Source organism: Micromonospora sp. CPCC 205546 (assembly GCF_036902715.1).
In the GTDB taxonomy this organism is placed as follows: domain Bacteria; phylum Actinomycetota; class Actinomycetes; order Mycobacteriales; family Micromonosporaceae; genus Micromonospora.
This window is the reverse complement of record NZ_JBAKHL010000047.1, coordinates 14,964-36,811: the sequence shown is the minus strand read 5'-3', so window position 1 is coordinate 36,811 and position 21,848 is coordinate 14,964. Positions and strand designations below refer to the sequence as shown.

Genomic DNA, 21,848 nt, shown 5'->3' with positions numbered 1-21,848 from the left:
GGGCCGCACCGGGTCTCCGGTGCGCCGATGGATGAAGGACGCGTCTGGTGATTCCTGAGGATCTGCGGTTTACCGCCGAGCACGAGTGGGTGGCGGGTGTCGACGGCGGCACTGTCCGGGTGGGCATCACGCACTTCGCGCAGGACGCCCTGGGCGACATCGTGTATGTCCAGCTGCCCGAGGCCGGTGCGGTGGTGGCGGCTGGTGAGTCGTTGGGTGAGATCGAGTCGACGAAGAGCGTGTCGGAGATCTACGCCCCGCTCAGCGGTACGGTCGCGGCGCGCAACGAGGCGCTCGGCGACACCCCTGAGGTGATCAACACTGATCCGTACGGTGCGGGTTGGTTGTTGGAGATCACCCCGGACGATCCGGCGGCGGTCGACGGCCTGTTGTCCGCGGACGCGTATCGTGAGCTCACCGAGAGCTGAGTGCGTCCCCTCCGGGTGTCGCGGTGTTCCGCGCGTCCGGTTGCCCTGCATTTCGGCGCTGGCTAGGCTCGCCCAGTCGACCGAGAACCAATAGTTCAGCGTTGCGGAATTGCCTTTCCGGGCACGGGGAGCCAGCCGCCGGGTGTGGTAGTGCCCGGCGGCCAGACCCGCCATTACCCGACGCCGACCGAACAGATCCGTGAGGTGGTCCCATGACGCGCCCAGACGACGAGTTCCCCCCACTCGACGTCACTTCGACGCTCAATCTCGGTTCGCTCGACGAAGTGCTGGAAGGGCCGGACACCGATGTGGTGCCGAGCCGGATGTCCGGTTCGTTGCCGCCGGGTATGGCGCTGCTGGTGGTTCGCCGGGGTCCGAACGCGGGTGCCCGGTTCCTGTTGGATCACGATGTGACGACCAGCGGTCGTCACCCGGACAGTGACATCTTCCTCGACGACGTGACGGTGTCGCGCCGGCACGCCGAGTTCCACCGGGACGGTGGGACGTTCACGGTGCGGGACGTGGGGAGCCTGAACGGCACGTACGTGAACCGGGAGCGGGTCGAGGCGGCCACGTTGAGCAATGGTGACGAGGTGCAGATCGGTAAGTTCCGGGTGGTGTTCATCGCCGGTCCGCGTCCCGAGGAGGGGGCCGGCCGGGGGTGAACGAGCCTGCGGCCTCCACGCCGCCCGAGGCGGCCCGTGCCCGCCCGCTGATGAGCATCGGCGAGGTGCTGGGTCAGTTGCGGGTCGATTTTCCGGACGTGACCATCTCGAAGCTGCGGTTCCTCGAGGCCGAGGGCCTGGTGGAGCCGCAGCGGACGGCGGCGGGTTACCGGAAGTACAGCTGGGACGATGTGGCGCGCCTGCGGTTCGTGTTGACGGCGCAGCGGGACCATTATCTGCCTTTGCGGGTCATCCGGGATCAGTTGGCGCAGTGGGACGCGTCCGGGGAGTCGCCGGGCTGGCAGCGGCCGACGTTGGTGGCGGTGGGTCCGGACGGTGAGGTTCCGGGGCGGGTGCCGCAGGAGCCGGCCGGGTCGCCGCAGGTGCGGCTCGGCCGGTCGGATCTGGTGGCACACAGCGGGATCGACGAGTCGACGCTGGGCGAGTTGGAGCGTCTCGGTGTGGTGGTGTCGGATCCGCCGGGCTGGTACGACGACGACGCGTTGATCATCGCGCGGGCGGTGGCGGGTCTGGCGGCGTACGGGTTGGAGCCGCGGCATCTGCGGGCGTTCCGGACGGCAGCGGATCGGGAGTCCGGTCTGTTCGCGCAGTTGGTGGCGCCGTTGGCGCGGCAGAGTGATCCGGCGGCGCGGGCGCGGGCGGCGGAGACGGCGCGGGAGTTGGTGGCGCTGTCGCAGCAGTTGCACGCGGCGTTGGTGCGGGTGGGGTTGCGGTCGGCGTTGGGCCGGTGATCCGGCGGGTGCCGTGCGGAAAGATCTTCCCCGGGAAGCGTGTCGTAGGCTTGCCGGGGTAACCCCTTTCTGGCGCGGGCGTGGTGCAGGTAGCGCGTGGGACGGCCGTGTCGCGGTCCGTGTACCGTGCAGGGAAGGGCGCGGTGCGGCGTAGGTGACAACGACACGGAGGCGGCGGTGCGCGAGCTGAGCGTGGTCGGAGTTCGGGTGGAGCTGCCGGGCAACCAGCCGATCGTCCTGCTCAGGGAGGTCGAGGGGGACCGTTACCTGCCGATCTGGATCGGTGCGGTCGAGGCGACGGCGATCGCCTATGAGCAGCAGGGGGTCAAGCCGGCCCGGCCGCTGACCCATGATCTTCTGCGGGACGTGTTGACGGCGTTGAAGGCGCCGTTGCGGGCGGTGGAGATCACCGAGTTGAAGGAGAACGTCTTCTACGCCGATCTGTTGCTCGGTGACGGGGTGCGGGTGTCGGCCCGGCCGAGTGATTCCATCGCGTTGGCGTTGCGGGTGGGTGCGCCGATTCGTTGTGCGGAGGAGGTCCTCAGCGAGGCGGGGATCGTGATCCCGGACGAGCAGGAGGACGAGGTGGAGAAGTTCCGCGAGTTCCTGGACCAGGTGCGTCCGGAGGACTTCGCCGGCTGACTTCGGCCTTCGGTGGGCGTCACGTCGGGTGACGCTCTGCGGTGATGGATGATCTTCGTTGTCGTGTCGCGGCGTGTCGCGGCATCTCCTGCGGGGCAATTCTTCAAGGCGGCTATAGGGTTGCCGTGTCGAGGGGTGCACATGTCCCGGGAGCGACGTGTCACCGCACTGGCGGGGGAGGTTGTCCGGATGCACGAGCCGCGAGATCCCGATCCGGGTACGAAGCTGGACGAGCCGGGTGTGGCGCCGCCGGGTTGGGCGACCGAGGGTGACGGTGCCGTGGGGTACCGGGGCGTGACGGCCTGCCACGCGGTGGGGATCAGCTATCGCCAGTTGGACTACTGGGCCCGTACGGGGTTGGTGGTGCCGAGTGTGCGCGACGCGTCGGGTTCGGGCACGCAGCGGTTGTATTCGTTCCGGGACCTGGTGGTCCTGAAGGTGGTGAAGCGGCTGCTGGACGCCGGGGTGTCGTTGCAGAACATCCGTAAGGCGATCGAGGCGCTGCGCTCCCGCGGGGTGGAGGATCTGGCGGGCATCACGTTGATCTCCGATGGCACGACCGTGTACGAGTGCCGGTCGCCGGAGGAGGTGGTCGATCTGTTGCAGGGTGGCCAGGGCGTGTTCGGCATCGCGATCGGTGGCGCGTTCAAGGAGATCCAGGGGTCCCTGTCGCATCTGCCGTCGGAGCCGGCGACGTCGGTGGAGCCGCCGGTGGCGGCGGATCCGGTGGGTGACGAGTTGGCGGCACGTCGGGCGCGTCGCCGGGCTGGTTGATCCGTCGGGTCGTCCTCGTGGGGCGGGTCCGGGTGGGCTCCGGTCGCCTGTCGAGCGCCGGGCTCAGCGGCGGTGTGTGGTGTATGCCACACCGCAGACTGTCGCCTTGTTGACACTCTTGCCGATCATGGCAATCCTGTCTGCGTCGTCGTGCCTGTCGGGGCTGCCCCGTGGCGCACGCGTCCGTCGCGCCGGTGCGGGCGCGGGTGTCGGAGCTGTGGCAGACCAATCGTGCTACTCCCGTGGCGTCACCGCCACGGGGGTGGCACGACGTGGCCCGTCGAGGGGGAGGGGGCTGAGGCGTGGATGTCGTGGCGTTGCGTCAGAGTTGGGCCCAGCTCCGTGTGGCGGGGCCGGAGGCGGCGAGGTACTTCTACGCGACGTTGTTCCTGATCGCCCCGGAGACGCGGGCGATGTTCCCGACGAACATGCAATACCAGCAGGACAAGTTGCTGGCGGCGTTGGGGCACATCGTCACGCACGTCGACGACGAGCGGGAGGTGACGGCGTTCGCCCAGCGGCTGGGTGCCGATCATCGGCGGTTCGAGGGCGAGGACCGTCAGGGTCGGCCGGTGCCGTTGTCGGAGGGGCACTACATCCGGGTCGGGCAGGCGTTGCTGGCGACGTTGGAGCGGTTCCTCGGTCCACGGTGGACGCCCCAGCTGCGTGCGGAGTGGGCCGCGGCGTACGAGTTGGTGGCGCGGTTGATGCTCGCCGGGGCGGCGGAGGCGGAGCGGACGTCGCCGCCGTACTGGGAGGCGCAGGTCCTCACGGCGCAGCGGCGGCGGGCGGACGTGTGTGTGTTCACGGTGCGACCGAACTATCTGTGCGAGTACCTGCCGGGGCAGTCGTTGCCGGTGCAGGTGCCGCAGCTGCGCGCGTGGCGCTATCTGTCGCCGGCGAACGCGCCGCGTGCGGACGGGACGATCGAGTTCCACGTGCGGGCGACGGGGCGTTTCTCCACGCACCTGGTGCGCAGGCTGCGTGAGGGTGACCGGGTGCTGCTGGGTGCGCCGGTGGGGACGGCGTTGTCGTCGTACGACCGGTCGCCGGGTTTGTCGTTGCTGCTGGTGGCGGGGGGCACGGGGGTGGCGCCGCTGCGGGCGGTGGTGGAGTCGTTGCGGCAGGGCTCGCAGCGGTCGACGACGCTGGTGGTGGGGGCGAGGACCCCGGACGACCTGTATGACGACGCGGCGCTGCGGGAGTTGGCCTCGGCCGCGTCGGCGCAGCCGTGGCTGCGGTACGTGCCGACGGTGGAGTCGGGCTGGCAGTGGCAGGGGGCGGTGGGTACGGCCGCCGAGACGGCGGTGCGGTGGGGGCCGTGGCCGGACACCGAGGTGCTGGTGTGTGGCAGCCCGGAGATGGTCCGGGCCACGGTGGCGGCGTTGACGGCGTCGGGGGTGCCGCCGCAGCGGATCCTGGTGGAGGGTTACGACCATTCGCTCTATCCCCCGTTGGCGGGCGCGGCTGCCGCCGTAGGGGACGACTTCGGTGGGACGGGTGCGCGATGAGCATCGATCAGGGCGGCCGGGTGGTCGCCGATCCGCAGGGTGAGCTGACCCGGGCGGTGGGTGGGCTGGAGGCGCGCCGGTTCCGGGGCAGCCGGTGGTTGTCCGCCGACGAGGTGGCCGCCCTGGCCCGTTCGGCCGACGAGCGGGTGGCGTTGCTGGGTGGTGAGGTGCAGCGGCTGCGGCGGGAGAACGAGGCCCTGGTGCTGCAGGTGGAGATGCTGCGCCACGGCGCGTTGCCCAGCACCGCCGTGCAGGGCCCGGACCCGATGGTGATCGAGTTGGCGATGCGGGCGCAGGACGAGGCGAACCGGACGATCGGTGAGGCCAGCGCGGAGGGCGCGGAGATCATCGCCGACGCGCGGCGGCAGGCCCACGAGATCATCGCGCAGGCGCAGGAGGTGGCCGGGGGCGTTGCCGGCGTGCCGGGGGCGTCGGGTGAGCAGGTGCGGGGGTTGGAGGAGCGGCACGCGGCGTTGGTGGCGGCGGTGGCGGCGACGCAGCAGCACCTGGGCCGGTGGCAGGCGTACCTGGCGGAGCAGTCGGAGCAGTTGCGCACCGACGCGGCGGCGGCGGGGGCGCTCGGCGCGCAACTGCGTGGTGTGCTGGGCGAGTAGCTCCGTGCCGTAGGGGCGCAGCGCGTGCCGTGCGGTGCCCGGGTGCGTCCGCGGCGTCGGTCGGTCACCGGGGCTTCGCGGGTCGAGGCCGGGCGCGGTCGGCGGGGCGGTGGGGTCAGTGGCGGTCGACGGCGGCGACGGCGTCGGCGATGGGGGTGTCGCCGCCGATGACTTCCAGGATCGTGCCGGCGCTGTCGGGGTGGTAGAGCAGGGCGACCAGCACCCGGGCGACGTCGGTGCGGGTCACGGGGCCGGCCGGTGCGTGCCGGCCGAGGGTGATCCGCCCGGTGGGTGGGTCGTCGGTGAGGCGGCCGGGACGCAGGATCGTCCAGTCGAGGTCGCGGCCGGTGAGGTCGTCCTCGGCGGCCTTCTTCGCCCGCAGGTACGCGGCGAACACCTCGTCGGTGCCGGCGGGTGGTTCGTTCTCGACGCCCATGGACGACACCAGCAGGTAGCGGCGGACGTCGGCGCGTTGCGCGGCGTCGGCGAGCAGGACGGCGGCGGCCCGGTCGACGGTGTCCTTGCGGTCGGCGCCGCTGCCGGGGCCGGCCCCGGCGGCGAAGACGACGGCGTCGGCGCCGCGCAGGTGCCCGGCGAGTTCGTCGACGCCGACGTGTTCGAGGTCGGCGACGACGGGGTGGGCGCCGGCGGCGCGCAGCGCGGCGGCGTGCCCGGGGTTGCGGATCAGACCCAGGGCGGTGTCGCCGCGGCCGGCGAGTTCGCGGTGGGCCAGTTGGGCGATCTTGCCGTGTCCTCCGGCGATGACGACGCGCATACCTGCCAACCTAGCCGCCGTGCGGGTGCGGCGCGGCCGGTCCGCGGGGACCGTCGCGGGGACGCGGGCGCGGGCGGTTCGCCGTGGGCGGATGCCTGAGGCAGCATGGACGGGTGACGGAGACGGTCGACGCGCTGGCCGCCCTGGTGGCCGGCGGTGGTGTCGTGGTGTTGAGCGGGGCGGGCCTGTCCACGGAGTCGGGTATCCCGGACTACCGGGGGCCCAGTGGCGCGGCGCGGCGGCACACCCCGATGACGTACCAGGTGTTCACGCGCGACGCGCAGGCGCGGCGGCGGTACTGGGCGCGTAGTCATCTGGGGTGGCGGGTGATCGCGCGGGCGGTGCCGAACGAGGGGCACCGGGCGGTGGCGCGGCTGCAAAGCGCCGGGCTGGTCGACGGGATCATCACGCAGAACGTGGACGGGCTGCACTCGGCGGCGGGCAGCACGGGGGTGGTGGAGCTGCACGGCCGCCTCGACGAGGTGGTGTGCCTGGGCTGCGGCAACCAGACGTCGCGGGAGGAGTTGGACCGGCGGTTGCGGGAGGCCAATCCGGGTTTCGACGCGCGGGTGGCGGCCGTCAACCCGGACGGTGACGTGGATCTCGCCGACGACGAGGTGGCCGGGTTCCGCACGGTCGACTGCACGTTCTGTCGGGGCGGCATGTTGAAGCCGGACGTGGTGTTCTTCGGTGAGACGGTGCCGGCGGCGCGGGTGGCCCGCTGTTTCGACCTGGTGGCGCGGGCGCGGTTGCTGCTGGTGCTGGGGTCGTCGTTGACGGTGATGTCGGGTCGCCGGTTCGTGCTGCGCGCGGCGAAGCTGGGCGTTGCGGTGGTGATCGTCAACCAGGGGCCGACGCGGGGTGACGGGTATGCGACGGTGACCGTCGACGCCCCGTTGGGCCGGCTGCTGCCGGCGTTGGCCGACCGGGCGACCGGCGGTGTGGCGCCGGCGGGTCTGACGGGCGTCGGCGGGTAGCGGCCCGCCCGGCGCGGGGGTGGGACCCCCCAGCGGACCATCGGGCGCTGGTAGCGTTGACCATGCCGGTAGCACCCACGTGGGAGAGACCGCCCAGCAGCGTTCGGGGCGGCGCCGAAGGGGCAAATCCTCCCCGGAACCTCTCAGGCAAAAGGACCTCGTGGGCAGGCACTGTGGAGCGCCTCGCGGGCGCGACAGAGGGGGAGGCCGACCTGTCGACCTTGCCCCCGGGGAGCGCCGCCCATGACCGCAGAGCAGTTCGCCGCCCGCCACATCGGCCCTGATCCCGACGACGAGCGTCGGATGCTGGAGACCGTCGGCTACGGCTCGATCGACGAGCTGATGGACGCGGCGATCCCCGAGGTGATCCGGTGGCACGGCACCCTGGACCTGCCGGAGCCGGCCAGCGAGCACGACGCCCTGGCCGAGTTGCGGGCCCTGGCGGCCCGTAACACCGTGGCGGTGTCGATGATCGGTCTGGGCTACCACGGCACGCACACCCCGGCGGTGATCCGCCGCAACGTGCTGGAGGACCCGGCCTGGTACACGGCGTACACGCCGTACCAGCCGGAGATCAGCCAGGGGCGGCTGGAGGCGTTGCTGAACTTCCAGACGATGGTCACCGACCTGACGGGGCTGGCCACCGCGAACGCGTCGATGCTCGACGAGGGCACCGCGGCGGCGGAGGCGATGACCCTCGCCCGCCGGGCGTCGAAGAGCAGGAGCGCGGTGTACGTGGTCGACGCCGACACCCTGCCGCAGACCATCGCGGTGATCTCCAGTCGGGCCGAGCCGCTCGGCATCGAGGTGCGGATCGTCGACACCGGGCGCGACGAGTTGCCGGCGGAGTTCTTCGGCCTGCACCTGCAGTACCCGGGGGCGTCGGGGGCGGTGCGCGACCAGGCGGGCCTGGTCGAGGCGGCGCACGCCGTGGGGGCGTTGGTGACCGTGGCGGCGGACCTGCTGGCGTTGACGCTGCTGCGTGCGCCGGGGGAGATCGGCGTGGACATCGCCGCCGGCACCACCCAGCGTTTCGGTGTGCCGATGGGCTTCGGTGGGCCGCACGCCGGCTACCTGGCGGTGCGTTCGGGGCTGGAGCGGATGCTGCCCGGCCGGCTGGTGGGGGTGTCGCGCGACGCGGACGGCAACCCGGCGTACCGGCTGGCGTTGCAGACCCGCGAGCAGCACATCCGGCGGGAGAAGGCGACCAGCAACATCTGCACCGCGCAGGTGCTGCTGGCGGTGATGGCCGGGATGTACGCGGTCTACCACGGCCCGGACGGGCTGCGGGAGATCGCCCGGCGTACCCACGGCATGGCGCTGCGGTTGGCGGCGACGCTGCGGGGTGTGGACGGCGTCGAGGTGGTGCACGAGGCGTTCTTCGACACCGTCGTGGTGCGGGTGCCCGGTAACGCGGCGGCGGTCGTGGCGGACGCGGCGGCGCGGGGGGTGAACCTGCGGCTGGTCGACGCCGACCACGTGGGGGTGTCCTGCGACGAGACGACCACCGTGGCGCACCTGCGTACGGTGTGCGAGGCGTTCGGGGTCACGGTGGCCGGGCGGGCCGTGGGTGTGGTGGACGCGCCGGTCGGGGAGGCGTTGCCGGCGGCGCTGGCGCGTACGTCGGAGTTCCTCACCCACGCGGTGTTCCGCAGCCACCACTCGGAGACGGCGATGCTGCGCTACCTGCGGCGGCTGTCGGACTTCGACTACGCCCTGGACCGGGGCATGATTCCGCTGGGGTCGTGCACGATGAAGCTGAACGCCACGACCGAGATGGAGCCGGTGAGCTGGCCGGAGTTCGCCCACATCCACCCGTTGGCGCCGGACGCGCAGACGTCCGGCTACCGGGAGATGATCTCCCAGCTGGAGGGGTGGCTGGCGGAGGTGACCGGCTACGACGCGGTCAGCGTGCAGCCCAACGCCGGTTCGCAGGGCGAGCTGGCGGGCCTGTTGGCGATCCGCGCCTACCACCGGCAGCGGGGCGAGGCGCACCGGGACGTGTGTCTGATCCCGTCGTCGGCGCACGGCACCAACGCGGCCAGCGCGGTGATGGCCGGTATGCGGGTCGTCGTGGTGGGCTGCGACGACGGCGGCAACATCGACCTGGTGGACCTCGACGCGAAGATCGACAAGCATCGGGACGCCCTCGCGGCGATCATGGTGACGTATCCGTCGACGCACGGGGTGTACGAGACGGGCATCGCGTCGCTGTGCGCGAAGGTCCACGACGCCGGTGGGCAGGTGTACGTCGACGGGGCCAACCTCAACGCGCTGGTCGGGTTCGCCAGGCCGGGGAAGTTCGGGGCGGACGTGTCGCACCTGAACCTGCACAAGACGTTCTGCATCCCACACGGCGGCGGCGGCCCGGGGGTGGGTCCGGTGGCGGTGCGCGCGCACCTGGCGCCGTTCCTGCCGGGCGACCCGCTGGGCGCGCACGTGGACGGCCGGCCGGCGATCTCGGCGGCCCGCTACGGGTCGGCGGGGATCCTGCCGATCCCGTGGGCGTACCTGCGGATGATGGGCGCGGCGGGGCTGACCCGCGCCACCGGCGTGGCGGTGCTGGCGGCGAACTACGTGGCGGCGCGGCTGCGCGGGCACTTCCCGGTGCTGTACGCCGGCAACAAGGGCCTGGTGGCGCACGAGTGCATCCTGGACCTGCGGCCGTTGACGAAGGCGACCGGGGTGAGCGTGGACGACGTGGCGAAGCGGTTGATCGACTACGGGTTCCACGCGCCGACGATGTCGTTCCCGGTGGCGGGCACGCTGATGGTGGAGCCGACCGAGAGCGAGGACCTGGCCGAGCTGGACCGGTTCTGCGACGCGATGATCGCCATCCGGGCGGAGATCGACGCGGTGGGGTCGGGGCAGTGGCCGGCCGGCGACAGTCCCCTCGCCAACGCCCCGCACACCGCGGCGATGGTGTCGGGTGACGAGTGGGCGCACCCGTACCCGCGGTCGGTGGGCGCGTATCCGGGTAGGGTGCAGCGGGCCGGGAAGTACTGGCCGCCGGTGCGGCGCATCGACGGCGCGTACGGCGACCGGAACCTGGTGTGTTCCTGCCCGGCGCCGGAGGCGTTCGAGGGCTGACGTCGCGTGACGCCGGGGCGGTGGTGCCGCCCCGGCGGGCGTGCCGACCTGGGCGGGGGTTGTCCCGACCGGGGGACTAGCCTGGATCGGCGCGTGCGAGGTGCGTGACGCAGCGTGACAGGGTCAGGCGACGAGGGCGTGTCGGGCCGGGCCGCGGTGGGGGGCGATGCTGCTGCCGTCGGGGAGGAGTTCGCCGGTGTCCTCGAAGACGATGACACCGTTGCAGAGCAGGCTCCAGCCCTGCTCAGGGAAGCAGGCGAGGACGCGGGCGGCTTCCCGGTCGGTCGCTTCGGCGGAGGGGCAGGTGGGTTGGTGCTGGCACATCGGGATCTCCGGACTGTGGGGGCACTGTGTCATGGTTCACATGACCAGTGACGCACAGTACCAAGCGAAAGCGGCCCGCATCGAGCAGGTATGCGCGTGGTTTTTCCGAAATCCACTGAACGGATGAGGGTCGATGGGCCGGACGGCGTGGAAACGCTCCCAGGGCTAGGGGTCGACGTGCCGGGTGCGCCGGCCGACTGCCGCCGCACGCTCGTCGAGCGGGCCCGGTGGCAGTGGCGGCCCGCCAACGGCGGAGACCCGGCGGCGCGGGCCGAGGAGTTCCTCGCCGCGCACGGCCTGCCGCTGCACGACCTGGCCCGCCCCGCCTCCCGCCACGACCCGACCGGGGTGTGCGGCGCCGCCCTCTACGTCTCCGCCGCCGCCGGCGCCGCCCTGATCGGCGCGCCCCCGGGCGCCGCCAACCCCGCGCCCGCCCTGCCGGAGATGGCCGTGGTCGTCTACGGCCACGACCCGGCCGCGGTGGCGTCGAGCCGCCCGACCGCGGCGGGCGCCACGGCACCCGGCGCGCACTGGTGGCGCGGCGACTGGGCCGAGAGCTGGACGCCGCGCCAGCACGCCGACGCCGTGACGGCGGTCCGCGCGGCGATCGGCCGCGGCGACGTCTACCAGGTCAACGTCGTCGGCCACGCCGCCGCCCGCTACAGCGGCGACCCGCTGCCGGCCCTGCGTCGGTTGGCCGCGCTGCCCGGCGCCCGCTACGGCGGCACCCTCACCGGTGCGGGCTGGGCGATCGGCTGCGCCAGCCCGGAGACCCTGGTGGAGTTGGCCGACGGGCGGCTGATCACCAGGCCGATCAAGGGCACCCGACCGGCCACCGCCGCCGGCCGCGCGGCGCTGCTCGCCTCGGTGAAGGAACGCGCCGAGCACGTGATGATCGTCGACCTGGAACGCAACGACCTGGCCCGCGTCGCCCGCACCGGCAGCGTGCGCGTCGACGAGCTGTTCGCCGTACGCCGCTGGTGCGACCTGTGGCAGGCCGAGTCGACGGTCTCCGCGGCCGTCGCCGACGGGCTCGGCCTGGCGGACCTGCTGCGCGCGGTCTGCCCCGGCGGCTCCGTCACCGGCGCCCCGAAGCTCGCCGCCCTGGACCGCATCGCCGCGCTGGAGCCCGTGGGCCGGGGCGCCAGCATGGGCGCGCTCGGCTGGGTCGCCCCGGGGCGCATCGACCTGGGCCTGACGATCCGCACGGCCGCCGTGGACGGCGACCGGGTGCACGTGTGGGCGGGCGGGGGCATCACCTGGGGCAGCGATCCCGACGCCGAGGTCGCCGAGGCCGCCGCGAAGGCCGCCCCGCTGCGCGCCGCCCTCGCCGGTCCCCGGACGCCGCCGACGCGCCCGTGACGGCCGCCGTCGGGCGACGCCCCGACCACGTGCCGCAGGCCGGATGCGCGCCGCCGGCGCCGCACCCGGTGCGAGGGGCGCCGCACCCGCCACGTCCGCTGAGCCGTGCCGTGCCGTGGCGGGTGGGCGGAGCGGGTCTCGTCAGCGGCGCCCGGCGAATCAGCGGCGCCCGGCGAAGTCGTCCAGCGCCGCCACGACCCGCTGCGCCATGCCGTTGGCGGATCCGTGTCCGGCGGTCTCCAGCAGTTCCAGCCGGGCGTCGGGCCAGGCCTGGGCCAGCTGCCATGCCACCTCCGCCGGGCTGCTGATGTCGAGCCTGCCGTGCAGCAGCACGCCGGGGATGCCGGCCAGCCGCCCCGCCTCGCGCAGCAGTTGCCCCTCCGGCAGGAAGCACCCGTTGCGCCAGTAGTGGGTGACGAGCCGGGCCTGCAGCATCCGGAACACCGGGTCGTCGTAGCGGGGGTCGGGCCGGTGACCGGGGGCGGTGGCGACGTGGGTGTCCTCCCAGTCGCACCACTGCCGCGCCGCCCGCTCGCGCACCGCCGGGTCCGGGTCGGCCAGCAGCCGGGCGTACGCGTCGGCCAGGTCGCCGTCGCGCTCGGCCGGCGGCACCCCGTCACGGAAACGCGCCCACTCGGCCGGGAAGACCCGCCCCATGTCGCGGGTGAGCCACCCGATCTCCCGCCGGGTGCCGGCGGTCACGCTGAACAGCACCAGCTCGCTGACCTGTCGCGGGTGCCGCTGCGCGTACGCCAGGGCGAGGGAGGCGCCCCAGGAGGAGCCGAGCACCAGCCAGCGCTTCACGCCGAGGTGTTCGCGCAGCAGTGCGATGTCGGCGATCAGGTGGTCGGTGGTGTTGGTGGACAGGTCCACGTCCGGGTCGGCGGCGTGCGGGGTGCTGCGACCGCAGCCCCGCTGGTCGAACAGGACCACCCGGTAGCGGGCCGGGTCGAAGAAGGTACGCCAGCCGGGCGTGCAGCCGGAGCCGGGCCCGCCGTGCAGCACGACGGCGGGCTTGCCGTCGGGGTTGCCGCAGGTCTCCCAGTAGACGAGCTGGCCGTCACCCACGTCGAGCATCCCGTGCGCGTACGGCTCGACCAGGGGATATCGCTCGGCCATGATCCGTTCCTCCCTCTCACGTCGAATGCAACAGTGCTGTTACGTTAGCGGGGTGAATGACGCACCGGAACGCGAGGCCCTGGGGACGCTGCTGCGCCACGTCCTCGACGTGCTCGACGGCGACGTCGCCGCGGTCTACGCCGAACGGGGCCTGGCCGACTACCGGCCCCGGTTCTCGCCACCGCTGCGGGTGCTGGTCACCGACGGTCCACTGCCCATCCGCGACCTGGCCCGCCGCGTCGGGGTCACCCACTCGGCGGCCAGCCAGACCGTCGCGCAGATGGCCCGCGCCGGCCTGGTCGACCTGGCCCCCGGGGCGGACGCCCGGCAGCGCATCGTGCATCTGAGCGCCCGGGCCCGCGAGCTGCTTCCGCTCATCGAGGCGGAGTGGGCGGCGACGACCGCCGCGATCCGCGAACTGGACACGGAACTACCGGTGCCACTGGCCGACGTGCTGCACGAGGTGCTCGCCGCGCTGCGCCGGCGGCCGATGCGCCAACGCATCGCCGACGCGGGCCTGCCGCCCTCCCCGGACCCGCCGCCGGCCGCACCACACCGACGGCGGCCGACCCGCCCGCAGGCCCCGCGCGCCGGCTCCGCACCCGATGTCGGCAATTTGTCCTGACGTGCGCCGGCCAACGGTCGCAGACTGTGCCGGTGGCCATCACCCTCACCGTCCGCGTGGTCGACGCCAACCTCGGCGCGGTGCCCGGCGCGCTCGTCGTGCTCGACGGGGGACAGGGGACCACGGACGGGGCCGGGCGCTGGAGCACCGTCGTGTCCCACCAGCCGACGGTGCCGCAGATCCGGGTCAGCCATCCCGCGTACGTCGCCGAGCGGGTGACCTTCACCGGAGACATGCGCTCCGCCACGTGGGACAACTCCCTCGCCCGCCGCGCGGTCTCCGGCGACGACGTGACGATGACCGTGACGCTCGGGCGGATGGATCCGTCGCCGGTCGTCACGCTGTCCGACGCCGACGTCACGCGGATCATGGCCAGCCGGGGGCGCGACCCGAGGGCCGCACGGGTCGTGGGCTGGCCCAACAACTCGAAGATCCACACCTACGCGGGGCACTACAACAACACGCTGACGTTCCGTCAGGCCAACCGGGAGCTGTTGAAGCCCGCGGCCGCCGTCGAGAGCGACGCGGGCTGGGACCGGTTCGGCGAGAAACGTGAGGTCACGGTCAACATCGCGGCGTTGAGCCGGTTCCACTTCCTGGAGTACGCGGCGACGCAGTCCGATCCGAAGTTCGTCGTCGCCGTGGTGTCGCCGAACCTGCCGGACCCGGAGCCCGTGCCGAGTCTGGACTTCGTCGTCTACTGCAGCCCCAGCACCGGCGACTACACCGCCCGGTACCCGTACGGGCTGGTCAACGCGGCGGCGCCACTGCAGGAGTACCTGAACCTGGCCAGGAAGTACCTTCTCGACGAGGCCTTCTTCGCCTTCCAGTCGCTGGGCTGGGGCAACCGCTCGGTGCTGGTGATGCCGCTGTTCCCGCAGGGGCGGTGGGGCCCGTTCGCGACCGGCGAGGGGCTGCTGCGGATGCTGCGTGAGGTCGCGGTGTTCCTGCACCGGCAGTGCCGCACCAGCCGCCTCGGGCTGCGCAAGCCCGACGCCACCGCGCACGAGTTGGCCGGGCCCAACCTGCGGACGATCTTCCCGCCGCTCTACTCCGGGGACTTCGGCGCGGTGCCCGGCATCGGGCAGGTGGCGGTCGCCGGCTTCAGCCAGGGCATGGGTGCGGTGAAGGACCTCATGTCCGACCTCACCTTTCCCGTGGGGCTCAACTCCACTCTCTGGGGCGTGCCGATGGGTGGCGGCACCGACGGCCGGCGGGAGTGGGCCCGCGCGTTTCGCGAGGTGTGGGACCTCGACGGCCACCACAGCGGCACCGGTGGTTGGCGCGCCTACCTCGACCTGCTGCGGGTGTGGTTCAACCACGACCCGGGCCGGGTCGTACGCAGCTACCACTCGGGGGACACCGGCCCGCCCGACCCGCTGACGGACCCCCATCCGGTGTGGAAGGACCTGCGCGGCGGCGGCCTCGACCTCGACCGTCCGACGCCACCGGCACAGGGCACGTTCTGGGCGCGACTGCTGCAGAACGCGCGCTGGACGGACCTGCGGGTGTCGAACCCGTACGTGCACGGCGGTTCGGGACCGCAACTGCCGGTGTTCCTCGACCCGCACCACACCATCCCCCGGATCGGGTTCTCGCACGCCCTGTCGATGACCACACTCGGCCGGGCGACGGCGACACGTCCCTAGGCCGCCTGCGGCGGACCCGCGTGGCGAACAGGACAGACGGACATCCGATTACGGAAGGATGTGAGCCCGTCACAGATCGTACGATCCTGGCGTCACCCCCGCGCATCGGTCGAAGGGGCATCATGGCGATCACTGTCACGTTCAGCGGCAAGACCCCCGTCGCCGGGGCCGACCCCGGCTACCGGATCTGGTCCTACACGATCGAGCCCAACCCGCCCGGGGAGATCCCGGCCAACCAGCGGATCGCCCTCGGTCTGCCACGCGACATGGACGTCCGGGACCCCGGCGAGTTCCCGAACACCCCCGCGCTGGCCCACATGTTCCTGGTCCGCGAGGCCGGCTCGTCGCGTCAGTACGCCGGCCGGGTCACCAGCTCGGCGGGCACGCAGACCATCTCGTTCGTCGCTCCGGCCGTCGAGGCCACCGCCGAGACGCTGCTGGTCAAGCTGGTGACCGGCCAGTCGCCGGCTCCGCTGCCCTTCGCCACCGTCCCCGGCGGCACGTCGGCGCCGGCGCAGGTGCTGACCGCGCCCGTCAACGGCCCGCCGGTGCACACCGGCCGCCCCCTGACCGCGTTCGCCGGCACCCTGCCGTACGCCAGCGAACTGTTCGGCATCTACCAGCCCCTGGCGGGCTGGTTCGGCATGCAGAACGCGCTGCGCGTCGCCCACGGCGCCACCGACCGCGCCCTGGTGGACCTCAACCACGAGTCGTTCGCCAGGGCCGAGGCCGCGAGCACGCTCGACGACGCGGCGCTCACCGCCCTGGCGGAGCACTTCGACGCCCCGATCCGTGGGGTGCTCTCGCCGGTCGGGCTGGTGAATCTCTTCCGGCAGTACTTCTTCGAGTTCGACACGTTCCTCGGTCCGCCCGCCGGGCACCTGTGGCTCAGCCCCGGCGGCACCGTGGAACTCGTCGAGACCAGCACGCGACGCACCCTGGTCGAGAAGACCGCCGAGCAGTTCGAGGAGACCACCCGCAAGGTCGAGGAGAGCCTGACGGAGCAGGAGGACATCGCCAACGCGGTCAAGGAGGACAACGCCAACGACACCAAGCTCGGCGTCAGCGCCTCCGGCGGCGCCAACGTCGGTGTCTACCACGCCGACGCCAGCGCCAGCTTCAGCCTGAACGCCACCGTGAAGCGGTCCTCGGAGGAGACCCACAAGCACTCCCGTACGCAGAGCGCGAAGGTCACCAGCGAGATCAAGAGGAACTACAAGACGACGTTCAAGACGGTGACCGAGAGCACCGACCTGTCCAGCCGCCGCTACCTCGTGCAGAACACCACGGGCAAGCTGGTGAACTACGAGCTGCGGCGCAAGATGCGCAAGGTCGGTGTGCAGGTGCAGCACATCGGCGGGCGGCTGTGCTGGCAGGTGTACCTCCCCGCGCCGGGCCGCAACCTGGGCCTGGGGGATCTGGTGCACATCGTCGCGGCGCCGGACCTCACCGCCCTCAGGAAGCCGGAGCCGCCACCGCCGCTCGTGGCCAGGACGACCCCGTTCACCGGGACGTTTCCCATCCGGAAGGTGCGGGCCACCCAGGACCCGCCGGAAGCGGACATGGAATTCGTGCACCACACCGCCCCGGACGCCGAGGGGATCACCGACCACGACAACGCCATCCACGCGGTGGCCCGCATCGACTTCACTCCGTCGCCGCCCGAGCGGGGCTACAAGCTGAAGGACGCGCGACTCGTCGCTGTCGCCCCGGGTCGCGCGTTCGTGCCCGACCTGATCCGCACCAACCAGGAGCAGACCGGCTTCGCGGTCTTCGCGAAGTTCTTCCATTCGGGCGACCTCAGCCCGATCAGCCTGACCTTCGACGTCACGTGGGACCCACCGCTGACCAGCGACGCCCACGAGCGGTACAACGAGGAGTCGAAGGCCTACCAGGCGCAGGTGACGGAGCTGCAACGCACGGCGTACGCCTCGGCCGTGCGGGACCGGCTCGGTCTGGTCAGCGCCATGCGTCCACGGCCCTCGCAGGACCTGCGCACCGAGGAACGCCAGGCGATCTACGGGAGCCTGATACAGAAGCTGAAGCCGTTCGATTTGTTCGCGGACCTGTATCTGGGCTCGGAACTGCTCCGGCAGATCTTCGACGTCGACGAGATGCTGTACTTCGTGGCACCGGACTACTGGCGGCCCCGCGAGGTCACCCCGCCGCCCACCACTCCGCCGGTGCCTTCCCCGCCCACTCAGACCAGCCTCGGCAAGTACCCGGTGCGGGACCCGAGCGTCCTCGCGGACCGGACCGTGGTCACCTGGTATTCCCACACCGACTGGACGAAAGCGATGAATCCGGACGGCACGGTCTCCGACGAGTGGCGGGTCAACTACCTCATCACCGAGCAGACCCAGCCCGCTCCCTCGGGCAGCTCACTGGGCTGGTTGATCCAGGCCGACGGCGACGCGCGCCGCAACGAGTTCCTCAACGCCGCGTGGGCCAAGGCGGTCCTGCCGGTACGACCCGGGCGCGAACAGGCGGCGCTCGAGTGGCTCAAGCAGGCCGACGTGGAGGGGCAGGCCGCGCTGGGACTCGCCTACCCGTTCCAGGAGGGCGATCCCGAGGAGTACCGGAACAAGACGGTCGGGCAGGTCCTGAACATCCTCGCGCTCAAGTTGCAGAAGGAAAACACGCAGATCGCCAACACCCTCGTGGCCGAGAAGGTCTTCGAGACCGGGTTCGACCCGCTCGACGGCGGCTTCCGCCCGGCGGCCCCGTACGAGATCTTCGACCAGTGGATCGAGGTGCTGCCCACCGACCAGGTGGTGGCGGTGGAGGTGAGCTACGACCCCAGGACCGGCCAGCAGCTGTGACGCCCCGCGCACCGGCTCGGGGCGTCCGTCACCGGCCGAGGCCGCGGTAGCGGCGTACGGCCAGGGGCCCGAACACGGCGATCAGCAGCAGCGGCCACGCCACGGCGAGCGCGATGGCGTGCTCGGCCGGAAACGACCCGCCGCCCCCGCCGGGGTTACCGAACAGCTCCCGGCAGGCCGCGACGGTCGCCGACAGCGGGTTCCACGCGGCGATCGCGGCGAGCCAGCCGGGCATGGTGTCGGGGGAGACGAACGCGTTGGAGGCGAATCCGAGCGGCCAGACCAGTGTCTGCAGCATCACCACCGACTCGGGTCTGCCCAGCACCAGCGCCAGGTGGATGCCGACGCAGATCAGGGCGAAGCGCAGCAGCAGGAGCAGCCCCACGGCGGCCAGCGCGGCGGGGGCCCCGGACCGCCACTGCCAGCCGATGGCGGCACCACAGGCGAGCACGACGGCCAGGGCGGCCCCGCCGTGCAGCAGGTCCGCGACGGCGCGGCCGGTGAGCACCGCCGAGGACGCCATCGGCAGGGACCGGAACCGGTCGGTGACGCCGCGCGCGGTGTCGGTGGCCACGGCCACGTACGTCGACTCGATGCCGAAGACGACCGTCATGGCGAGCATGCCGGGCAGCAGGAACTCCCGGTAGTCGCCGCCGCCGGGCACGCTCAACGCGCCGCCGAACAGGTAGGCGAACATCAGCACGATCAGCACCGGGAAGAGCAGCCCGGCGACGAACTGCCCGGGCTGGCGCCGCCAGTGCGCCAGCGCCCGGCCGGTGAGGGTGACGCTGTCGGTGACGGCCCGGCACAGGTGGCGCGGCCCGGGGTGTGCGCTCGTCACGCTCATGGGCGCACCTTCTCGTCGTCGCAGCGGGCGGTGGGGGAGTCGCCGCCGGTGAGCCGCAGGAACACCTCGTCGAGGGTGGGGCGGCGTACCGCGACGTCGGCGGCGGCGAGCCCGGCGTCGTCGAGCGCCCGCAGCACGGCGGCCAACGCGGCCACCCGGGCGGTGACACCGACGCTGAGGCGCAGGCCCGCCGCGTCGACGAGCGGGGTGGCGCGCACCGCGGCGCCGACGACGCGTACGGCCCGGTCCAGGTCGGCGGCGCGCGTCAGCACGACCTCGACGCGGTCGCCGCCGAGCGCGGTCTTCAGCTGTTCCGGGGTGCCGTCGGCGATCACCCGGCCGGCGTCGACGACCCGCACGGTGTGGGCGAGCTCGTCGGCCTCCTGCAGGTACTGCGTGGTCAACAGCACCGTGGTGCCGTCGGTGACGAGCCGGCGCACCGCGTCCCACACCTGGGCCCGGGCACGCGGATCGAGGCCGGTGGTGGGCTCGTCGAGGAAGAGCACCGGCGGGTCGAGGATCAGGCTCGCGGCGAGGTCGAGGCGTCGGCGCATCCCGCCGGAGTACGTGGCGACGGGCCGGTCGGCGGCGTCGCTCAGGCCGAAGCGGGTGAGCAGCTCGGCGGCCCGGGCGCGGGCGCGCGCGCCGCCGAGGTGGTGCAGGCGGCCGAAGAGCACCAGGTTCTGTCGGGCGCTGAGCACCTCGTCGAGCGCGGCGTGCTGACCGACCAGGCCGATGCGGGCGCGGACCCGCTCGGGGTGGCGCAGCACGTCCGCGCCGGCCACCCGTGCCGTGCCGGCGTCGGGCCGCAGCAGGGTGCTCAGCACCCGTACCGCCGTGGTCTTGCCCGCCCCGTTCGGCCCGAGCAGGCCGCAGACGGTGCCGGCGGGCACCGTGAGGTCCAGGCCGGCGAGGGCATGGGTGTCGCCGTAGCGCTTGCGCAGCCCCTCGGCCTCGATGGCCGGTCCGTCGTCGCGCATCCGCGCCCTCCGCTCTCGTACGCAGTACCGTACAGCATACGGTACGACGCACGGTAAAGTGCCGGCATGACCGAGTACAGCGGCACCGGCGACCCGGCGCGCAGCCTCGCCCTGCTCTGGCGCACCCGCGAGCGCACCAGCCGCAAGGGCCGGCCCGACCTGTCGGTGGACCACATCGTGCGCGCCGCCATTGACGTGGCCGACGCCGAGGGCCTCGCCGCCCTGTCCATGCGCCGCGTCGCCGAGCGGCTCGGCGTGGGCACCATGTCCCTCTACACCTACGTCCCCGGCAAGGGCGAACTACTCGACGTCATGCTCGACACCGTCTACGGCGAGACGGCCCGCCCCGACGACGTACCGGGCGGCTGGCGCGGCCGGCTCACCCACATCGCCCGCGAGACCTGGGCGCTCTACCTGCGCCACCCCTGGCTGCTGCAGGTCGCCACCACCCGCCCCCCGCTGGGTCCCAACGTCATCGCCCGCTACGAGTACGAACTGCGCGCCGTCGACGGCATCGGCCTGAGCGACCTGGAGATGGACGCCGTCGTCACCCTCGTCTCCGGCTACGTCCACGGCGCCGTACGCAGCGCCGTCGAGACCGCCCAGGCCGCCGCGCACACCGGCATGACCGAACAGCAGTGGTGGCAGGCCCACGCCCCCTATCTGGAGAAGGCCCTCGACCCGCGCCGCTACCCCCTCGCCGCGCGCGTCGGCACCGCCGCCGGCCAGGAGTACCAGGCCGCCGCCGACCCCCACGGTGCCTTCGAGTTCGGCCTGGCCCGCATCCTCGACGGCATCGAGGCCCTCGTCGCGACCCGCCCGGACCCCGCCACCACCACCGACGGGCGATAACCTTGCCGGCATGACGATGCGCCCCATCAGGATCATCGGTGACCCCGTGCTGCGCACCCCCAGCGAGCCCGTCACCAGCTTCGACGCCGAACTGCGCGCCCTGGTCACCGACCTGATGGACACCCTGCTCGGCGCGCCCGGACGCGCCGGCGTCGCTGCCCCCCAGATCGGCGTCAACGCCCAGGTGTTCGTCTACGACGCCGACGGCGAGCGCGGCCACCTGGTCAACCCGACGCTGGAGCTGTCGCAGGAACTGCAGGACGACGACGAGGGCTGCCTGTCGATCCCCGGGCTCTACTTCCCGACCCCGCGCGCCCTGCACGCCACCGCCCACGGCTTCGACCAGCACGGCGAGCCGCTGAGCATCTCGGGCAGCGGCTTCCTCGCCCGCGCCCTGCAACACGAGACCGACCACCTCGCCGGGCGCCTCTACGTCGACACCCTGCGCGGAGACGCCCGCCGCAAGGCGCTGCGCGAGATCCGCGCCGGCCGCTTCGACTCGCCCAGCCGCCACGGCTGACCCCCGGCACACCCCGCCCTCTCCGCTCACCAGGCCGGGTTCGGCGGTTGGAAGCAGCGCGTTGTCTGCGGCAGAAGCGCGCCCCTGACCTCGGCCAGTACCAGCGTCAACGGCTGCTCGGGACGGTGCCGTGCCCCCGCTCGCCACCGCAGGCAGGTCGGGTCGTGGCATGCGCGTGCCTCTGCCGCCAGGCGGGGCCGGCTCTATCGGTGGCGGGTGATGAGGCCGGCAGCGGCGTCGAGCCGCTCCACCTCCCTCTGGTTGAGCGCCGGGTCGGCGCGCCGCATCGTGACGGCCTGGTCCAGCACGGACAGCGGGTCGCCACCGACGCGGTCGAGGAAGGCATTCAGCAGCATCGCGGCCGGCGACGCCAGAGGATGCGCCTCATGGCCCCACGCTTGGGTAGCTGACCCAGGACCACAAATACTTGATCTTGATGCGGTTTCATTTGGTCGGGCGCTTGGATGACTGGTCCCGCCCGCCAACATGGACCATGGTCTTGGCTTATGGGGGCGACGGT

At 72.6% G+C, this 21,848-nt stretch carries 21 protein-coding genes and 1 riboswitch; of the genes, 15 read left to right on the top strand and 6 right to left on the bottom strand.

Translation table 11 applies throughout. The annotated features are described in order from the left end of the window. Positions 1 to 47 precede the first annotated feature (47 nt). The 7 genes from gcvH (at position 48) to V6U77_RS21090 (ending at position 5,386) form a co-directional block, all read left to right on the top strand. A complete protein-coding gene (gene gcvH, locus V6U77_RS21120) occupies positions 48 to 428 on the top strand; it encodes a glycine cleavage system protein GcvH (protein WP_334608164.1) in 381 nt (126 codons plus the stop codon). A 212-nt stretch (positions 429 to 640) separates the two neighbouring features. Further along, positions 641 to 1,093 (top strand): oxoglutarate dehydrogenase inhibitor Odhl, encoded by a 453-nt coding sequence (gene odhI / locus V6U77_RS21115; RefSeq protein WP_089000305.1) that lies wholly within the window; start codon positions 641 to 643, stop codon positions 1,091 to 1,093. Between the two features lie 50 nt (positions 1,094 to 1,143). Then, positions 1,144 to 1,845: a transcriptional regulator FtsR gene (gene ftsR / locus V6U77_RS21110; protein WP_334608183.1), complete on the top strand. Its 702-nt coding sequence runs from the start codon at positions 1,144 to 1,146 to the stop codon at positions 1,843 to 1,845. Between the two features lie 177 nt (positions 1,846 to 2,022). Then, on the top strand, positions 2,023 to 2,487 hold the full coding sequence (locus V6U77_RS21105; protein WP_334608161.1) for a bifunctional nuclease family protein: 465 nt from the start codon (positions 2,023 to 2,025) through the stop codon (positions 2,485 to 2,487). Positions 2,488 to 2,676: 189 nt separating this feature from the next. Beyond that, on the top strand, positions 2,677 to 3,261 hold the full coding sequence (locus V6U77_RS21100; protein WP_334608160.1) for a MerR family transcriptional regulator: 585 nt from the start codon (positions 2,677 to 2,679) through the stop codon (positions 3,259 to 3,261). Between the two features lie 302 nt (positions 3,262 to 3,563). Continuing rightward, on the top strand, positions 3,564 to 4,772 hold the full coding sequence (locus V6U77_RS21095; protein ID WP_334608158.1) for a globin domain-containing protein: 1,209 nt from the start codon (positions 3,564 to 3,566) through the stop codon (positions 4,770 to 4,772). Next, entirely contained in the window at positions 4,769 to 5,386 is a 618-nt protein-coding gene (locus tag V6U77_RS21090) for a hypothetical protein (RefSeq protein WP_334608157.1), read from the top strand. The genes V6U77_RS21095 and V6U77_RS21090 overlap by 4 nt, the downstream gene beginning before the upstream one ends. 115 nt (positions 5,387 to 5,501) lie before the next feature. Here the strand turns inward: V6U77_RS21090 and V6U77_RS21085 are convergent, their stop codons facing one another. After that, positions 5,502 to 6,161, bottom strand: a complete 660-nt coding sequence (locus V6U77_RS21085) for an NAD(P)H-binding protein (protein WP_334608155.1) — start codon at positions 6,159 to 6,161, stop codon at positions 5,502 to 5,504. Positions 6,162 to 6,274: 113 nt separating this feature from the next. Between V6U77_RS21085 and V6U77_RS21080 the strand changes: the two genes are divergently transcribed. Both V6U77_RS21080 and gcvP read left to right on the top strand, forming a co-directional pair. Further along, positions 6,275 to 7,138 carry an NAD-dependent protein deacetylase gene (locus V6U77_RS21080; protein ID WP_334608153.1) on the top strand — a complete coding sequence of 288 codons (864 nt, stop codon included), beginning with the start codon at positions 6,275 to 6,277 and terminating at the stop codon, positions 7,136 to 7,138. A 70-nt stretch (positions 7,139 to 7,208) separates the two neighbouring features. Continuing rightward, positions 7,209 to 7,307, top strand: a riboswitch (glycine riboswitch). A 74-nt stretch (positions 7,308 to 7,381) separates the two neighbouring features. Continuing rightward, positions 7,382 to 10,228 carry an aminomethyl-transferring glycine dehydrogenase gene (gene gcvP, locus V6U77_RS21075; protein WP_334608152.1) on the top strand — a complete coding sequence of 949 codons (2,847 nt, stop codon included), beginning with the start codon at positions 7,382 to 7,384 and terminating at the stop codon, positions 10,226 to 10,228. A 123-nt stretch (positions 10,229 to 10,351) separates the two neighbouring features. Here gcvP and V6U77_RS21070 read toward each other — a convergent pair whose 3' ends face one another. Next, a complete protein-coding gene (locus V6U77_RS21070; protein WP_089000314.1) occupies positions 10,352 to 10,552 on the bottom strand; it encodes a DUF5999 family protein in 201 nt (66 codons plus the stop codon). A gap of 123 nt (positions 10,553 to 10,675) precedes the next feature. On the opposite strand from V6U77_RS21070, the gene V6U77_RS21065 reads away from it, so the two are divergent. Continuing rightward, a complete protein-coding gene (locus V6U77_RS21065) occupies positions 10,676 to 11,914 on the top strand; it encodes a chorismate-binding protein (protein ID WP_334608151.1) in 1,239 nt (412 codons plus the stop codon). A gap of 159 nt (positions 11,915 to 12,073) precedes the next feature. Here the strand turns inward: V6U77_RS21065 and pip are convergent, their stop codons facing one another. After that, positions 12,074 to 13,033, bottom strand: a complete 960-nt coding sequence (pip, locus tag V6U77_RS21060; RefSeq protein ID WP_334608149.1) for a prolyl aminopeptidase — start codon at positions 13,031 to 13,033, stop codon at positions 12,074 to 12,076. Between the two features lie 52 nt (positions 13,034 to 13,085). Between pip and V6U77_RS21055 the strand changes: the two genes are divergently transcribed. The 3 genes from V6U77_RS21055 to V6U77_RS21045 all read left to right on the top strand — a co-directional run bounded on the left by V6U77_RS21055 (position 13,086) and on the right by V6U77_RS21045 (position 18,129). Then, a complete protein-coding gene (locus tag V6U77_RS21055) occupies positions 13,086 to 13,658 on the top strand; it encodes a MarR family winged helix-turn-helix transcriptional regulator (RefSeq protein ID WP_334608148.1) in 573 nt (190 codons plus the stop codon). Between the two features lie 32 nt (positions 13,659 to 13,690). Next, on the top strand, positions 13,691 to 15,307 hold the full coding sequence (locus tag V6U77_RS21050) for a hypothetical protein (protein WP_334608147.1): 1,617 nt from the start codon (positions 13,691 to 13,693) through the stop codon (positions 15,305 to 15,307). 122 nt (positions 15,308 to 15,429) lie between these two features. Continuing rightward, positions 15,430 to 18,129, top strand: a complete 2,700-nt coding sequence (locus V6U77_RS21045) for a hypothetical protein (RefSeq protein WP_334608146.1) — start codon at positions 15,430 to 15,432, stop codon at positions 18,127 to 18,129. Between the two features lie 28 nt (positions 18,130 to 18,157). Here the strand turns inward: V6U77_RS21045 and V6U77_RS21040 are convergent, their stop codons facing one another. Further along, positions 18,158 to 18,976 (bottom strand): ABC transporter permease, encoded by an 819-nt coding sequence (locus V6U77_RS21040; protein ID WP_334608145.1) that lies wholly within the window; start codon positions 18,974 to 18,976, stop codon positions 18,158 to 18,160. Next, positions 18,973 to 19,956, bottom strand: a complete 984-nt coding sequence (locus V6U77_RS21035) for an ATP-binding cassette domain-containing protein (RefSeq protein WP_334608144.1) — start codon at positions 19,954 to 19,956, stop codon at positions 18,973 to 18,975. The genes V6U77_RS21040 and V6U77_RS21035 overlap by 4 nt, the downstream gene beginning before the upstream one ends. A 66-nt stretch (positions 19,957 to 20,022) precedes the next feature. Between V6U77_RS21035 and V6U77_RS21030 the strand changes: the two genes are divergently transcribed. Next, on the top strand, positions 20,023 to 20,808 hold the full coding sequence (locus V6U77_RS21030; protein ID WP_334608143.1) for a TetR/AcrR family transcriptional regulator: 786 nt from the start codon (positions 20,023 to 20,025) through the stop codon (positions 20,806 to 20,808). A 10-nt stretch (positions 20,809 to 20,818) separates the two neighbouring features. Further along, positions 20,819 to 21,328 (top strand): peptide deformylase, encoded by a 510-nt coding sequence (def, locus tag V6U77_RS21025; protein ID WP_334608142.1) that lies wholly within the window; start codon positions 20,819 to 20,821, stop codon positions 21,326 to 21,328. 203 nt (positions 21,329 to 21,531) lie between these two features. Here def and V6U77_RS21020 read toward each other — a convergent pair whose 3' ends face one another. Beyond that, positions 21,532 to 21,684, bottom strand: a complete 153-nt coding sequence (locus V6U77_RS21020; protein WP_334608141.1) for a hypothetical protein — start codon at positions 21,682 to 21,684, stop codon at positions 21,532 to 21,534. Positions 21,685 to 21,848 lie beyond the last annotated feature (164 nt).

What these genes read in the sequence shown, in the direction of transcription:
- V6U77_RS21035 (WP_334608144.1), bottom strand. Translation starts at nt 19,956, where the DNA reads ATGCGCGACGACGGACCGGCCATCGAGGCCGAGGGGCTGCGCAAGCGC.
- gcvP (WP_334608152.1), top strand. Translation starts at nt 7,382, where the DNA reads ATGACCGCAGAGCAGTTCGCCGCCCGCCACATCGGCCCTGATCCCGAC.
- pip (WP_334608149.1), bottom strand. Translation starts at nt 13,033, where the DNA reads ATGGCCGAGCGATATCCCCTGGTCGAGCCGTACGCGCACGGGATGCTC.
- def (WP_334608142.1), top strand. Translation starts at nt 20,819, where the DNA reads ATGACGATGCGCCCCATCAGGATCATCGGTGACCCCGTGCTGCGCACC.
- V6U77_RS21070 (WP_089000314.1), bottom strand. Translation starts at nt 10,552, where the DNA reads ATGTGCCAGCACCAACCCACCTGCCCCTCCGCCGAAGCGACCGACCGG.
- V6U77_RS21020 (WP_334608141.1), bottom strand. Translation starts at nt 21,684, where the DNA reads ATGCTGCTGAATGCCTTCCTCGACCGCGTCGGTGGCGACCCGCTGTCC.
- V6U77_RS21100 (WP_334608160.1), top strand. Translation starts at nt 2,677, where the DNA reads ATGCACGAGCCGCGAGATCCCGATCCGGGTACGAAGCTGGACGAGCCG.
- V6U77_RS21085 (WP_334608155.1), bottom strand. Translation starts at nt 6,161, where the DNA reads ATGCGCGTCGTCATCGCCGGAGGACACGGCAAGATCGCCCAACTGGCC.
- V6U77_RS21045 (WP_334608146.1), top strand. Translation starts at nt 15,430, where the DNA reads ATGGCGATCACTGTCACGTTCAGCGGCAAGACCCCCGTCGCCGGGGCC.
- V6U77_RS21090 (WP_334608157.1), top strand. Translation starts at nt 4,769, where the DNA reads ATGAGCATCGATCAGGGCGGCCGGGTGGTCGCCGATCCGCAGGGTGAG.
- V6U77_RS21040 (WP_334608145.1), bottom strand. Translation starts at nt 18,976, where the DNA reads ATGAGCGTGACGAGCGCACACCCCGGGCCGCGCCACCTGTGCCGGGCC.
- V6U77_RS21065 (WP_334608151.1), top strand. Translation starts at nt 10,676, where the DNA reads ATGAGGGTCGATGGGCCGGACGGCGTGGAAACGCTCCCAGGGCTAGGG.
- ftsR (WP_334608183.1), top strand. Translation starts at nt 1,144, where the DNA reads ATGAGCATCGGCGAGGTGCTGGGTCAGTTGCGGGTCGATTTTCCGGAC.
- odhI (WP_089000305.1), top strand. Translation starts at nt 641, where the DNA reads ATGACGCGCCCAGACGACGAGTTCCCCCCACTCGACGTCACTTCGACG.
- V6U77_RS21030 (WP_334608143.1), top strand. Translation starts at nt 20,023, where the DNA reads ATGACCGAGTACAGCGGCACCGGCGACCCGGCGCGCAGCCTCGCCCTG.